Below are 15234 nucleotides of genomic sequence, written 5' to 3'. Positions count from 1 at the left end.
AGTGGTCTCATGGAACCGGATGAAGCGCTTCGGGAGATCGCCTACTGGCTCGAACGATCACGCGCTGAAACGCACCGCGTCAAGGCCTATCGCCGAGCTGCGGAGGTCTTTGCTGGATTGACCGACGAGCAGAAGGAGTCTCGCCGGAAGGCCGACAGTTGGAAGGCTCTCACCGGCATCGGGCCCAAAACGGCAATGATCATCACCCAGTCGTACGACGGCGTCCCCGAGTATCTCGAGGAACTGCGGGGGCAGGCCGAGCCCATCGGAGACGGCCCATTGCGCCAAGCGCTGCGCGGCGATCTCCACACACACTCCGACTGGTCCGACGGCGGAAGCCCCATCGAAGAGATGATGCGACGCGCAGCAGCACTCGGCCACGACTACTGCGCCCTCACCGATCATTCGCCTCGCCTCACTGTTGCCAACGGGCTGTCCGCGGAGCGCCTACGTTCTCAACTCGACGTGATAGCCGGTTTGAATGCCGAACTGGCTCCCTTTCGCATCCTCACGGGAATCGAGGTGGACATCCTCGAGGACGGTTCACTCGATCAGGATCCCGATTTACTCGACGAACTCGACATCGTGGTGGCGAGCGTGCACTCGAAGCTGCGGTCCGAACGCGAGGCGATGACCCGCAGAATGCTTGCTGCAGTGCGAAATCCGCGTGTCGATATTCTCGGGCATTGCACTGGGCGTCTTGTCGAGGGTGCTCGCGGAACCCGGCCCGAGTCGCAGTTCGACGCGGAGAAAGTGTTCGAGGCCTGCCGAGAATCAGGGACCGCCGTCGAGATCAACTCCCGACCGGAGCGTCGTGACCCGCCTTCGCGTTTGATCGAGTTGGCCCGCGATCTCGATTGTCTTTTCTCCATCGATACCGACGCCCATGCCCCCGGTCAGCTGGCTTGGCAGGGCTACGGCTGTGACCGGGCCGAAAAGTGCGGCGTCGAAGCGGATCGGGTGATCAATACGTGGACCGCCGAAAATCTTCTGGAGTGGGCGGGCAATTGAGAGCACGCCGGAATGGGTCACCGAGGCGTTTGCTCGGTGACCTCCGGGTTCAGATCCGCGTGGTGGAGCGACGGGGTTTCTGGTCGGGGTCGATGCCTGGCGGTGGGATGAACCAGGGCAGGTGATCAGCGCCTACCTGGATTTCCCATTGTCCGGTGAATCCGGGTTTTCGGTGCATCAGGGTGTGGTGGGTTCGGCAGAGCAGGACCAGGTTGTCCATGACGGTTGGTCCTCCTTTTGCCCAGTGTTTGATGTGGTGGGCGTCGGTCCAGGCAGGGACGCAGTCGCAGCCGGGGAAGGCACATCCTTTGTCGCGGGCGATCAGGGCGGTGCGTTGTGCCGCGGTGACAAGCCTTTTGAGTGGGGTGACGTCGAGTGGGGCACCGTTTTCGTCGAGGAGGACGGCGCCGAGCATGCAGTCGCAGGCGATCATGCGGGTGCGGCCGACGCTCAGTGGTCCCATCCAGGGCATGTGGCCGACATCGAGATCTTGTTTGTCGAGATCCGGCATGCCAAGGTCCAGGGTGTCGAGGTCGTCACGGTCGGACGGGTCGGTAGTCGTGGTGCGGCCTGTTGAGTCGCCTGCGGTGGAGGCGCATTCACGGTGGTAGGCCAGGTCTTTGGCGTTGATGTGCACGTTCAGGTGTGGGCGTTGGCCGCCGTCGATACCGGTGGCAGCGTTGTCGAGGTAGCGCCGGATGAGTTCTGCCATGGCGTCTGCGTTGCGTGTGGCGGCGGGTCGTTTGTCGGGTGTGCCGTCATTGGCGGGGGTGGGCATGGAGAGGCTGGAGAGGGCGGAGAGAAGCATCTCGCCGGTCACTCCGTCGAAATCGCCTCGGACGGAGACTCTTCCGTTGAGGGTCGGGGAGATGCGCAGTTCGTTCCGATCGGTGTCTTCGCTTGGTGGTATGTCGTCGGATTCGAACATGTGCTCGAGGACGCTGATGGCGTAGCGCAGTTTGACGGTGGTTGCTTCGGTTCCGGATGCTGCGGCGAGGAGTGTGTCGCGGCAGTACGGTAGCGCGGCGTCGGGCATTGTTTTGGGTGGGGATTCGCAGAACGCCACGATCAGTGCTGCGTGCTCGAAAGTGAGTTCGCCGGAGTCGAATTGGTCTTCGATCTCGGGGAACGACCGTAGCGCTTTGCCCAGGGCTGCGATTCTTCTGCCGGTGGAGATTTGCAGCATGGTGTGGTTCGCGAGCCATTGTCCGGTGCCGCGGTAGCAGAGTACTTGTTCGTCCGGGTTCAACGTCAGGGTGTCGACCGCGGCCACTCGAATGGCTTCCAGGCGAAGGATTTCCGCTGACGCGGTGATGGCGATCTCGCGGACGTTGCTGGGGTGCAGCCGCCACAATCGTCCGCGCACACCCACAGCGGAGCTGTTGACCACGGCAGTGACAGCGTCGTCGATGGTGTCGATCGTCATGAGAACCCCCCGTTCCACCTTCCATCATACTCGAACATACTTTCGAGTCAAGGACGTTTTCGAGAAGGTGAGGTGGGCCCGGCCGTCGCGATTCTACTGTTCGAGAGGAGATTCCGCCTCTAGAGCATCAGCGCCGGATCTGTGGTCAGTTCGATGTTGAGCCATGGTTCGTAGGGGAGATCGGCGAGGCTGTTGGCGAACGAGCGTCGAACTGCGTCTTCACCGTCGATGTCCCAGCTGTGTGGCGCGACCATGAACGTCGCTTCGATATACAGCTTGCGACCCACCTTGCTCATGGTGAGAGTCGGTTCGTCCAAGCCGAATTCGTCGCGGACGGCGGTGATGGCCTCGTGCACGCGGGCCTGAACGATTTCGCCGGGAGCACCTTCGAGGAGTTCGATCAGTGCGGTTCGCAGAAGTGCGTACGGTTGCGGGACCAACAACGCGCAGCCGAGGAGGACCAAGACGGAGTCGACATATCGGTCGGCGTCTGAGAAATCGGTGCGGCCCAGGATCATTGCGACGACAGCACCGACTGCGACCAGCGCGCTGAAGGCAGCCGACGCTCCCCATTGCCTGGCTTCGGCGACGAGCAGATCAGATGTGCGGTCGACTTGTCCGACGTAGCGCCAGATGATGATCGACACCACTGCGCTGACAGCGCCGTATGCCACCAGCGACCCCGCGGTGACGTCGGCCCCGCCCGCGAGGATGACACGAACTGCCTCGACTGCGGCGTAGGCGAGCGTCGCCAGTAGCGCCATGCCCTGGACAGCGATGACTACCGGGATCAATGCCTCCTTACCGAAGGGGAAGCGTGCGGTGGGGCCCGAGTCGGCTATCCGCGAGACCCGCAGCGACAGCGCCGTCAACACCATTCCGATGAGGGCGTACACACCGTCGAGCAGGATCACCTGGGACTGCGAGATCCAGCCCCAGAATGCGGCGAGCACAGCCAACGCCGTTGCGACCACGAGCGAGTACCGCAAGGCCTTGCGTTCGCGGGTAGCGCTGTCTTCCTTGGTGCCCATGAAATCCAAACCGCCTGTCCGTTTCGATATTCCTTCACGTAGGAATACCAGCAACGACGCGCAGGCACGGCATCAGTGGACCAATTGCGCTGCCAGATCGAGAAAGTCCTCGGCGTTGATGTCGAACTCGTCGGAGAATGACACATCGGGATTGCCCCTGGCTCCGAATTCGAGTGGTCGGGCTATGAAGGCTGTGCGGAACCCGAGAGCTTTGGCCGCCCGGATGTCATATTTGTGGCTGGCAACCATCATGATCTCGGCCGGGTCGAACCCGAGGTATCGAGCAGCCAGGTGGTAGATCTTCGGATCTGGTTTGAAGACACCGGCCATTTCGGCGGTGAAGACGGCATGCCATGGCAGATTTCCGTGCCGGGAGATGCTGACTGCGGCATTCACGTCGGCGTTGGACAAGGCAGCGATTGTGTACTGCTGGCGCAGGGTTGTCAGGCCGGCGACGGTGTCCGGCCACGGGTCCAGGAATTTCCAGGCGGTGGTGAGTTCTTCCTGTTCGGCATCGGAAAGTTCGATGCTCTCGCGGGCCAACAGCTTGCGCAGAGCCTCGCGGTACACCGAATGTACTGTCACCCATTCGCCTGTGGCGTCGCCGGCCTCGGAGGTGTTCGCGAAGTACTCAGCGCGCCAGAGATTGACGAATCTTGGCCAGTCGACGTCGGCGTCGGTGATCCGACGGGCCTCTCGGCACAGGGTGCTGTGAAAATCGGTCGCTGTGCCCTGGACGTCGAACAGCAGTGCTTTGATCTTCTCGCGCACAAGCCCTCCACTTCGAGATCGCCTGACGGTGTTGCCACATTATCGCGGTTGCGGCGCCCGATTCGTGCTCGATGAGCGCAAAGGCGCCGCGCGTCGCAAAATAGACATCTATGGCCGACCGCGGATTTACCCCGACTCAGCTCGCCGCCCGAGCTGCCTACCTGCTGCGCGGAAACGACCTGGGCACGATGACCAGCGCTGCCCCGAAGCTGTATCCCCACATGTGGAGCTGGGACGCCGCGTTCGTCGCGGTAGGTTTGGCGCCGCTCAGCGTCGAACGGGCGGTAGTAGAGCTCGATACCTTGCTTTCGGCTCAGTGGAAGAACGGAATGATTCCGCACATCGTGTTCGCGAACGGTGTCGACGGCTACTTCCCCGGCCCGACGCGTTGGGATGTCAATGCGTTGGCAGCGCATGCTCCTTTGGGTACCGCTACGTCGGGAATCACCCAACCCCCCGTTCACGCGATTGCGGTGCAGCGGATTCTCGATCATTCGCGTCGGCACGGACGTACGACGCGTGCGGTCGCGGAAGAGTTCCTCGACCGGCGCTGGAGCGATCTGGTTCGGTGGCACCGCTGGTTGGCGGAGGCCCGCGATCTCGACGGCAACGGCCGCATCGCGCTCTATCACGGGTGGGAATCGGGGATGGACAATTCTCCGCGATGGGATCTGGCGTACGCGAATGTTGTTGCGGGACAAGTGCCTGCGTATCAGCGCGCTGATCTCGCTGTGGTGACCGACTTGTCTCAGCGACCCACGGATCACGAATACGACCGCTACCTTTGGCTTCTCGAAGAGATGAAGGCCGTGAGGTACGAGGATTCTCAACTCGCCACTGCCATGAGTTTTGCCGTGGAGGACGTGTTTGTCAGTGCGGTTTTCTCGATGGCATGTGACGTTTTGGCAACTATCGGTGAGGAGCATTCGCGACCAAACTCCGACGTCCGTGATCTGCGCGGTTGGGCAGATCGATTCCGGCAGGGCGTAATTGCCACCACCGATGAACGATCGGGTGCAGCAAAGGATTTCGATCTTCGCACCGGACGATGGGTTCATACCGAGACCATCGCGATGTTTGCGCCGTTGCTGTGCGGCGGCCTGAGCCGCGATGCCGAGCGCGCTCTGTTGCGTACTTTCGAGGGGCCCAAATTCTGTGGTCACCCGGACATGCGATTTGCCGTCCCACCGTCGACGTCTCCGGTTTCCGGCGATTTCCGTCCTCGGGAGTATTGGCGTGGCCCGGTGTGGCCGGTGATCACGTGGTTGTTCTCGTGGGCGTTCGCGCGTCGGGGGTGGGCCGAGCGATCGCACGTCTTGCGTTCGGAGGGGTTGCGGCAGGCCAGTGATGGCAGTTTTGCCGAGTACTACGAGCCTTTCACCGGTGAGCCGCTAGGCAGCATGCAACAGTCGTGGACCGCGGCGGCTGTTCTCGATTGGCTCGGTTGAGTGAACATTCCCTGAATTAGCGGACAAAACGGACTAGTCGACCTTACTCTCGGGAAATGGTCGAGCGACGGATCGTCAGGACACTGGGCAAGCTCACCCCGATCGCGATGGCAGCTGCCATCGCGATCACGGCACCTGGCCTCGCCGCTGCCGACGCTCCCCGCGGCCCGGACGTCTCGTCGTGGCAGCACGTGGACGGAACCGGAATCGACTGGTTCCAGGTCAAGGCGTCAGGGCACGAGTTCGCGATGGTCAAGGCCACCGAGTCGCTCAACTACGTCAATCCGTACTTCATCCAGGATTGCCTGGTCATGCGGGCTGCCGGCGTCTCGCGCGGGGCCTACCACTACGCAGATGTTCGCCAGTCCCCCGAAGCCCAGGCCGCCTTCTATTCGGCGATCGTCCTGGGTATCAACGGACCTGGTGACCTCCCGCCCGTTCTGGATCTAGAGGATGCGAAGGGACTTCCCGCCGGTCAGGTCATCGACTGGACTCATCGCTACCTGAATACAGTCCAGGCACTCACCGGGCGGCAGCCCATCATTTACACGTATCCCAACTTCTGGCGCACTCAGATGGCCAACACCACCGAGTTCAACCACTACCCGCTGTGGATCGCCGATTACAACGGGCAGAACGCTCCGGGCCCGCTGCCCGGCGGTTGGTCCAACTGGACCTTCTGGCAGTACACCAGCACCGGACGCATCCCCGGGATCACCGGAAACACTGATATCAACGTCTACAGCGGAGCGCAGGGCGATTTCGATCGCTACGCCAACAGTGTGGGGTTCGGCAGCAGCTAGTTTGCGGCGGGGGCCCTTGGCTCCGTGGTGCCCGGTTCGGGCCCTTTCGCCCTCGATGCATTTGCCTCGAGGCATGCGGAAGGGCCCTTTTTGGCACTCTTGTGACGCTTGGCTGGTTAGTCCGGTTGTTGCTCGTCAGTTACGAGAATTCTGCCGAGTGGTAGCCACAGTCGCTGAACTTTCGACTAGCTGAGCAGGATCAGAAGATAGCTATGGCAGAAAATGAGCAGGACCGCTCCAATTGAAAAGCTACAAAACGGACTTGAAGTTGGGTCTGGCTCGAAGGCGCCCGCTCGGTTTCGGTCGAAGATGGCACCTCGCAATCCAATTATCGGAGCCCCGGAGTACTTGGTTACCGGCAGCCGTCGCCGGGTGTGGTCTGGATCAATTCGAAAAATTTCGACGTGCTCGCACGGGTGATCGGACTCCATTCAGTACGGAGTTTCCGCTCATGGTTCGAGGCGCTGTGGCGCATCCAACAGGCCTTATCCATATTGGGCATTTGTCCAGATTCCTTGTCGCCCTCGAAGTTGGTCGTCACCCGATCTGGTCAGCGGAAACGCCGAATGCCATCGCGTTCGGAGCGGTGCCGTACTCCGAGGGCTGAATTGTCCGCTTGAACAACGCTGCTCCTCGAAGCTTGTCCGATCTACGAACAAAAACGTCGATCGGTCTGCTTTGTCCGACTTTCGATGGGCAAGCTCCCGGTTATCTGTTATCTTGATTCAGATAACTGGAAGGTTGCTCTCGATTTGCACGGATTTCGAGGGCCAAGGTCCTGTTCAGGGCGGCTCTTCCAACACGCAGGTGTTTCCGAAGAGGAGCTCGAATGACAGGACCGGCAACAGCGTCCGGTGTGAGGTCGATCAGCCGAAAACAGGCGGATCGACCCGAACCAACCGATCAATCGGGAGTTCGCGCCAGCGCTCTCGAATCTCCGTCCACCGAACATCGATCAGGCACATCCTGGGGAGTAAGAAATGCCTAACGACATACCGCCGACAAGGTCGGCCTTATTCACCGCAGGGCTCCCGCCCTGGGTGCGAGCGTGGACGGTGGTGTGGACCGCCATCGCGATGATTCTCGGCCTCTCCGGCGCGACGGCAGTAGCTGCGTCAGCGCAGCCGGCCGCAACGCTCGGCGGTCCCGTTCAGGCTCAGACGCCGGCTCGCGCTGCTGTCCTGCCGGACGAGCAACCGCCCACGGGCTGTGCGTTCAGTGCGCCCAACACCGGCAATCTCTCGCAGAACATCTGCTGGATCGATATGTCGACGTTCAACCAGGCTGCCGCAACCTCAGCAGCGGGACAGCCGATGACAGTCAAGCTGACGGATATCTACTCCATCAGCTTCAATGCCAAGCTGGTCAACTCGATCGACGGATCCACGACAAAGCCGCACACGGGTGTAGCTGCGTACCCGCTTCCGGCGTTACAGGGCCTTTCCGCGCTCGGCGACGTCGCATACAGTGGATTGCCGTCTGCGGTCAAACCTGCTCTGTACCAAACGGTTCCAACAATGAGTGGGGGTAATCGGGTCCAGTCGGGCGGAACCGTCAAGCTCGACAATATTGTCATGAATGGGCCGAACGGCGCTGTTAACAACTACGGACTTGTTGTCGCGGATGCCGAATCGACGGACCCTGTTGCCGCAAACAACAAAGAATTCCTGTCATTCCAGTCGGACAAGAACTTCCGCCTGATCGATCGCACCATGGGTGTGAACACTCCAGGTTGGCCGCCGATTCGGGCGTGCAACGGCACTGTCGGTGGAGCCGATGGTCTCACCGGGCTGGGGACGACTTCGGTTCGATGCAACTCGTGGTGGGACAACGACCTCAGTAAGAATTACTCACCTGGAACGGTAGTACTGGCGGCGACAGCGCCGACTTCCTTCGCCGGCACTTTCGGAAACACCACAGCTGACACGTCTCGGCAGGGTGTTGCGTTCGGCATTTTGCTGCCGAGGGTCAAGATCGACAAGGAACTCACCCGGGTCAGCCCCGGCGATGACTTCACCATCGGAACAAGCACCGGTACTTTCGCCGATGCAAATGCCGCGAGCGGACAGGTGCTCAAGAGCACCGATACGGGGGCTACAGCAACCACCGCTTCCACCGGTTGGAGGATGCTCCTCGCTGACACGACGCCTACCCCCGTCACGTTCTGGGAGAAGCCCACTACTTCGGCGACCAAGACCGCGAACTACGCGACGAAGTGGGACTGCCAGGTCAATGGTGTGGCCAAGAATCTTCAAGCTGGTGGAGTTGCGCAGACAGCATTGGCACCTGGTGACAACGCGTACTGCAAGATCATCAATACCCCGGTTCTCGTGAAGAAGTCGTCGTCACCACCTACCGGTGAGACGGTCAATATCGGCCAAACAATCACCTACACTCTGAATTTCGAGAATCCCGGCACTGCGCCGGCACCGATCGACTACACGGACTTCCTTGCCGACGTCATTGATGACGGAACGGTTGCGGTCGGTGCTGCTACAGGCGGACTCACCGCTGCATTGGACGGCGCCGACAAAATCAAAGTCGGCGGCACATTGCCAGCCGGCGGCAAAGGGACAGTCACATACACCGTCACGGTCAAAGACGGTGGTAACAAAGTCCTGAACAACTACCTCGTTCCGGGTACAACAACTCCTCCCACAACATGTGATCCTGCAACCAATCTCTGCACGACGCATCCCATGCCCGGGTTCACAGTCGCGAAGACCGCTGTGCCCGCGACAGGTTCGACGGTTCAGGCCGGCGATATCATTACGTACACGGTCACCGGTGCTAATACCGGCAAGACGGCCCTGACTCCCGCGACGATCAAAGACGATCTGAGTGCGGTTCTCAACAATGCTGCTGTCGTTCCGGGTTCGCTGAAGGCGACCGTCGACGGCGCTCCTGCGACTGCTCCGACTTTGTCGGGCAGCACTTTGTCGTGGTCCGCCGATCTCCAGGCTGGTAAGTCTGTTGTTCTGACCTATCAGGTGAAGGTCAACGACGGCGTAGCCGCGGGCACGGTTCTGAACAACAAGGTCACGGGTATCGCGAAGCCGCCGACCGGTCCGGAGATCACTCCTCCTACGGTGGAGACGAATCACTCGGTTCCCGGCTTCAAACTGGAGAAGACTGCTGATCCGATTTCCGGTTCGACGGTTCAGGCCGGCGAGTCGATCAAGTACACCGTCACCGGAACCAACACCGGCAAGACGAACCTTGATCCGGTAAAGATCAACGATGATCTGGGTGCGGTTCTCAATAATGCTGCTGTTGTTCCCGGTTCGCTGAAGGCGACCGTCGACGGTGCTCCTGTCGCCGCCCCGACGCTGTCGGGCACCACGCTTTCCTGGACCGGACTTCTCGAAGCCGGTAAGTCCGTTGTTCTGACCTATGAGGTGAAGGTCAACGACGGCGTTGCCGCGGGCACAGTCTTGAACAACAAGGTCACGGGTACTGCGAAGCCGCCGACCGGTCCGGAGATCACTCCTCCTTCGGTGGAGACGAATCACTCGGTTCCGGGATTCACGGTCGCGAAGACAGCGGATCCGGCGCCGGGTACCGGCGTCAATGCTGGTCAGACGATCACGTACACGGTGACGGGTGCGAACACCGGTAAGACGACGCTCAATCCGGTGGTGTTGACCGATGATCTGTCGAAGGTTCTCGACAACGCGACGCTCGTGGCCGGTTCGCTGAAGGCGACGGTCGATGGTGGTCCTGCCGCTGTTCCGACTCTGTCGGGGACCATGCTCTCGTGGACGGGTGCACTCGAGGCGGGTAAGTCGGTTGTTCTGACCTATCAGGTGAAGGTCAACGACGGTGTTGCCGGCGGCGTTCTGATCAACAACAAGGTCACCGGTACTGCGAAGCCGCCGACCGGTCCGGAGATCACTCCTCCGCCGGTCACGACCGAGCATCCTGTCCTGTCTCCGAAGATTGCTGTGGTGAAGTCCTCTGATCCGGCCTCGGGTTCGAATGTTGTTGCCGGTCAGGACATCAAGTACACGCTCACGTTCACGAACACCGGTAACGGTGCGGGTGAGATCGCGTACTTCGACGATCTGCGTCAGGTTGTGGACAAGGGTGCATTGAGTGGTTTGACTGCTGATGCTCCGTTGGCTGCGACGATGGTCGGCAGCGATGGTTTCTCGGTGACGGGGACCTTGGCTTCCGGCGAAACGAAGACGGTGACGTATTCGGTGAAGGTCAATGCCGATGTCGTCGGTGGGGTGTTCGTGAACAACTTCGTTGTTCCGGGGACGACTCCGCCGGTTGATCCTCCGGAGGTGTGTGATCCGGCGACGCAACTGTGCACGACGCATCCGGTTCAGGTTCCGGGGTTCACGGTCGCGAAGACTGCGGATCCGGTCTCGGGTACCAATGTTGCTGCTGGTCAGACGATCACGTACACGGTGACCGGTGCGAACACGGGTAACACGACCCTTGATCCGGTGGTGTTGACCGATGATCTGTCGAAGGTTCTCGACAACGCCGCGTTGGTGAACGGTTCGCTCAAGGCGACCGTTGACGGTGTCGACGCGACTGCTCCGACCCTCGAGGGCACCACGCTCTCCTGGACGGGTGCACTCGAGGCCGGTAAGTCGGTTGTTCTGACCTACCAGGTGAAGATCAACGACGGTGTTGCCGGCGGCGTTCTGGTCAACAACAAGGTCACCGGTACTGCGAAGCCGCCGACCGGTCCGGAGATCACTCCTCCGCCGGTCACGACCGAGCACCCGGTGGTGTCTCCGAAGATTGCTGTGGTGAAGTCCTCTGATCCGGTGTCGGGTTCGAATGTTGTTGCCGGTCAGGACATCAAGTACACGCTCACGTTTACGAACACCGGTAACGGTGCGGGTGAGGTCGCGTACTTCGACGATCTGCGTCAGGTTGTGGACAAGGGTGCATTGAGTGGTTTGACTGCTGATGCTCCGTTGGCTGCGACGATGGTCGGCAGCGATGGTTTCTCGGTGACGGGGACCTTGGCGGCCGGCGAGAGCAAGACGGTGACGTATTCGGTGAAGGTCAATGCCGATGTGGTCGGTGGGGTGTTCGTGAACAACTTCGTTGTTCCGGGGACGACTCCTCCGGTTGATCCTCCGGAGGTGTGTGATCCGGCGACTCAGCTGTGCACGACGCATCCGGTGGTCTCTCCGAAGATCGCTGTGGTGAAGTCCTCTGATCCGGTGTCGGGTTCGAATGTTGTTGCCGGTCAGGACATCAAGTACACGCTCACGTTCTCGAACACCGGTAACGGTGCGGGTGAGGTCGCGCACTTCGATGATCTGCGTGGTCTGCTCGACGATGCTGATCTGGTTGCGGGCAGCTTGAGTGCTGATGCTCCGTTGACTGCTGTGATGGTCGGCACGGATGGTTTCTCGGTGACGGGAACCTTGGCGGCCGGCGAAACGAAGACGGTGACGTACACCGTCACGGTCAAGGCTGATGCCGATCGCGTTGCGGCGAATGCCGACAACACGGTGCTCAACTTCGTTGTTCCGGGGACGACTCCGCCGGTTGATCCTCCGGAGGTGTGTGATCCGGCGACGCAACTGTGCACGACGCATCCGGTTCAGGTTCCGGGGTTCACGGTCGCGAAGACTGCGGATCCGGTCTCGGGTACCAATGTTGCTGCTGGTCAGACGATCACGTACTCGGTGACGGGTGCGAACACGGGTAACACGACCCTTGATCCGGTGGTGTTGACCGATGATCTGTCGAAGGTTCTCGACAACGCGGCGTTGGTGGACGGTTCGCTCAAGGCGACGGTCGACGGTGTCGACGCGACTGCTCCGACCCTGTCGGGTACGACGTTGAGTTGGACTGGTGCACTCGAGGCCGGTAAGTCGGTTGTTCTGACCTACCAGGTGAAGGTCAACGACGGTGTTGCCGGCGGGGTTCTGGTCAACAACAAGGTCACCGGTACTGCGAAGCCGCCGACCGGTCCGGAGATCACTCCTCCGCCGGTCACGACCGAACACCCGGTGAAGGTTCCGGGGTTCACGGTCGCGAAGACTGCGGATCCGGTCTCGGGTACCAATGTTGCTGCTGGTCAGACGATCACGTACACGGTGACGGGTGCGAACACGGGTAACACGACCCTTGATCCGGTGGTGTTGACCGATGATCTGTCGAAGGTTCTCGACAACGCCGCGTTGGTGGACGGTTCGCTCAAGGCGACGGTCGACGGTGTCGACGCGACTGCTCCGACCCTGTCGGGTACGACGTTGAGTTGGACTGGTGCACTCGAGGCCGGTAAGTCGGTTGTTCTGACCTACCAGGTGAAGGTCAACGACGGTGTTGCCGGCGGGGTTCTGGTCAACAACAAGGTCACCGGTACTGCGAAGCCGCCGACCGGTCCGGAGATCACTCCTCCGCCGGTCACGACCGAACACCCGGTGAAGGTTCCGGGGTTCACGGTCGCGAAGACTGCGGATCCGGTCTCGGGTACCAATGTTGCTGCTGGTCAGACGATCACGTACACGGTGACGGGTGCGAACACGGGTAACACGACCCTTGATCCGGTGGTGTTGACCGATGATCTGTCGAAGGTTCTCGACAACGCCGCGTTGGTGGACGGTTCGCTCAAGGCGACGGTCGACGGTGTCGACGCGACTGCTCCGACCCTGTCGGGTACGACGTTGAGTTGGACTGGTGCACTCGAAGCGGGTAAGTCGGTTGTTCTGACCTACCAGGTGAAGGTCAACGACGGTGTTGCCGGCGGCGTTCTGGTCAACAACAAGGTCACCGGTACTGCGAAGCCGCCGACCGGTCCGGAGATCACTCCTCCGCCGGTCACGACCGAACACCCGGTGAAGGTTCCGGGGTTCACGGTCGCGAAGACTGCGGATCCGGTCTCGGGTACCAATGTTGCTGCTGGTCAGACGATCACGTACACGGTGACCGGTGCGAACACGGGTAACACGACCCTTGATCCGGTGGTGTTGACCGATGATCTGTCGAAGGTTCTCGACAACGCCGCGTTGGTGGACGGTTCGCTCAAGGCAACTGTCGACGGTGTCGACGCGACTGCTCCGACCCTCGAGGGCACCACGCTCTCCTGGACGGGTGCACTCGAGGCCGGTAAGTCGGTTGTTCTGACCTACCAGGTGAAGGTCAACGACGGTGTTGCCGGCGGGGTTCTGGTCAACAACAAGGTCACCGGTACTGCGAAGCCGCCGACCGGTCCGGAGATCACTCCTCCGCCGGTCACGACCGAACACCCGGTGAAGGTTCCGGGGTTCACGGTCGCGAAGACTGCGGATCCGGTCTCGGGTACCAATGTTGCTGCTGGTCAGACGATCACGTACACGGTGACGGGTGCGAACACGGGTAACACGACCCTTGATCCGGTGGTGTTGACCGATGATCTGTCGAAGGTTCTCGACAACGCGGCGTTGGTGGACGGTTCGCTCAAGGCGACGGTCGACGGTGTCGACGCGACTGCTCCGACCCTGTCGGGTACGACGTTGAGTTGGACTGGTGCACTCGAGGCCGGTAAGTCGGTTGTTCTGACCTACCAGGTGAAGGTCAACGACGGTGTTGCCGGCGGGGTTCTGGTCAACAACAAGGTCACCGGTACTGCGAAGCCGCCGACCGGTCCGGAGATCACTCCTCCGCCGGTCACGACCGAACACCCGGTTGATGGCACTCCCGCAATCGAGGTACTGAAGTCCTCTGACCCGTCCACCACGAACCGTGTGGTTGGCGGCCAGGAGATCACGTACACGCTCACGTTCAAGAATGTGGGAACCGCGGATGGTGAGATCAGCTTCTACGACGATCTGACCGATGTTCTCGACGATGCAGTAATGACGAAGAATCCGGCTACCACTTCCACGCTGGTTGTTTCGGGTGTCGTCGACAACGTCTTCACAGTCACCGGAAAGCTGGCCAAGGGTGAGAGCGCGACGGTGACGTACACCGTCAAGGTCAATCCTGAGATCGGAACATTGTCAGGTCCCGGATTCACCCCGGGCGTCCTGAACAACTACCTGGTGGTTGGTGGCGAGAACCCGCCGGTGGACTGTGTCCCGGGCGACGCTCTCTGCACCGAACACCCGGTGGACCCGCCGGAGACCACCACCACGGTGCCTCCGACGACCACCACGACGCCGCCGGTCACGACGGAGCCCTGTGTTCCTCCGACGACGACCACGCGGATGGTTCCGACCACAACGGTTGCGACGACGACGGCTAGCGCGACCACTACCGGTGACGCTGATGTGACCGGTACGGAGGAATCCACCACCACGGAGGAGACCACCACAGAGGAGACCACCACAGAGGAGACCACGACAGAAGAAGTTGTCGCGGAGGAGATTGTGGATCCGTGTGGCGTGACGACAACGACGCCGCCGACGACAACGCCGCCGGTCACGACAGTTCCGCCGACCACGACGGTTCCGAACACGACGGTGCCGGTTACACCGACGATCATCATTCCCCCGATCGTCGTTGTGCCTCCGATCGTCGTACCGCCGACGGTTCCGGGTCAGCCGGTTCCGAGCACGGTTCCGGGACAGCCGAAGCCGCCGACAGCAAACCCGGGTCAGCCGGGTCAGCCGAAGCCGCCGACGTCTGCTCCTCAGGGTGGAACGATCAACTCGGGTGGTGGCGCTGGTGAGAGTGGCGTGAACACCGGGTTGCTCGCGGCAGGCGGTTTGGTTCTGCTGCTGGCGCTGGGAACGGGTGTTGTTCTCCTGACGCGTAAGCGTCGCGAGGATGGTGACAACTGATTC

Annotated in this window: 7 protein-coding genes; 4 read left to right on the top strand and 3 right to left on the bottom strand. The window is 61.1% G+C overall.

The genetic code is table 11. The features are described 5' to 3' along the window. Positions 1-9 precede the first annotated feature (9 nt). Positions 10-1011, top strand: a complete 1002-nt coding sequence (locus tag GJB56_RS22030; protein WP_113683356.1) for a PHP domain-containing protein — start codon at positions 10-12, stop codon at positions 1009-1011. 49 nt (positions 1012-1060) lie between these two features. Here the strand turns inward: GJB56_RS22030 and GJB56_RS22025 are convergent, their stop codons facing one another. The 3 genes from GJB56_RS22025 to GJB56_RS22015 all read right to left on the bottom strand — a co-directional run bounded on the left by GJB56_RS22025 (position 1061) and on the right by GJB56_RS22015 (position 4239). Further along, positions 1061-2437 carry an HNH endonuclease signature motif containing protein gene (locus tag GJB56_RS22025; protein WP_113683355.1) on the bottom strand — a complete coding sequence of 459 codons (1377 nt, stop codon included), beginning with the start codon at positions 2435-2437 and terminating at the stop codon, positions 1061-1063. A 119-nt stretch (positions 2438-2556) separates the two neighbouring features. After that, entirely contained in the window at positions 2557-3468 is a 912-nt protein-coding gene (locus tag GJB56_RS22020) for a cation transporter (protein WP_020909816.1), read from the bottom strand. 72 nt (positions 3469-3540) lie between these two features. Then, a complete protein-coding gene (locus GJB56_RS22015) occupies positions 3541-4239 on the bottom strand; it encodes a haloacid dehalogenase type II (RefSeq protein ID WP_046379692.1) in 699 nt (232 codons plus the stop codon). 110 nt (positions 4240-4349) lie between these two features. Here GJB56_RS22015 and ggh point away from each other — a divergent pair, with 110 nt between their 5' ends. From ggh to GJB56_RS22000, 3 genes are all read left to right on the top strand, one after another. Continuing rightward, positions 4350-5687 carry a glucosylglycerate hydrolase gene (gene ggh / locus GJB56_RS22010; RefSeq protein ID WP_019746148.1) on the top strand — a complete coding sequence of 446 codons (1338 nt, stop codon included), beginning with the start codon at positions 4350-4352 and terminating at the stop codon, positions 5685-5687. A gap of 107 nt (positions 5688-5794) precedes the next feature. Beyond that, complete coding sequence (locus GJB56_RS22005) at positions 5795-6490, top strand: glycoside hydrolase family 25 protein (protein WP_370334015.1); 696 nt, start codon at positions 5795-5797, stop codon at positions 6488-6490. 980 nt (positions 6491-7470) lie between these two features. Further along, complete coding sequence (locus GJB56_RS22000; RefSeq protein WP_154606698.1) at positions 7471-15231, top strand: isopeptide-forming domain-containing fimbrial protein; 7761 nt, start codon at positions 7471-7473, stop codon at positions 15229-15231. The last annotated feature ends 3 nt before the right edge of the window (positions 15232-15234 follow it).

Source organism: Rhodococcus sp. AQ5-07 (genome assembly GCF_009707305.1).
In the GTDB taxonomy this organism is placed as follows: domain Bacteria; phylum Actinomycetota; class Actinomycetes; order Mycobacteriales; family Mycobacteriaceae; genus Rhodococcus_F; species Rhodococcus_F erythropolis.
This window is presented reverse-complemented; position numbering and strand designations above follow the sequence as displayed.

What these genes read in the sequence shown, in the direction of transcription:
- GJB56_RS22030 (WP_113683356.1), top strand. Translation starts at nt 10, where the DNA reads ATGGAACCGGATGAAGCGCTTCGGGAGATCGCCTACTGGCTCGAACGA.
- GJB56_RS22025 (WP_113683355.1), bottom strand. Translation starts at nt 2,437, where the DNA reads ATGACGATCGACACCATCGACGACGCTGTCACTGCCGTGGTCAACAGC.
- GJB56_RS22020 (WP_020909816.1), bottom strand. Translation starts at nt 3,468, where the DNA reads ATGGGCACCAAGGAAGACAGCGCTACCCGCGAACGCAAGGCCTTGCGG.
- ggh (WP_019746148.1), top strand. Translation starts at nt 4,350, where the DNA reads ATGGCCGACCGCGGATTTACCCCGACTCAGCTCGCCGCCCGAGCTGCC.
- GJB56_RS22005 (WP_370334015.1), top strand. Translation starts at nt 5,795, where the DNA reads ATGGCAGCTGCCATCGCGATCACGGCACCTGGCCTCGCCGCTGCCGAC.
- GJB56_RS22000 (WP_154606698.1), top strand. Translation starts at nt 7,471, where the DNA reads ATGCCTAACGACATACCGCCGACAAGGTCGGCCTTATTCACCGCAGGG.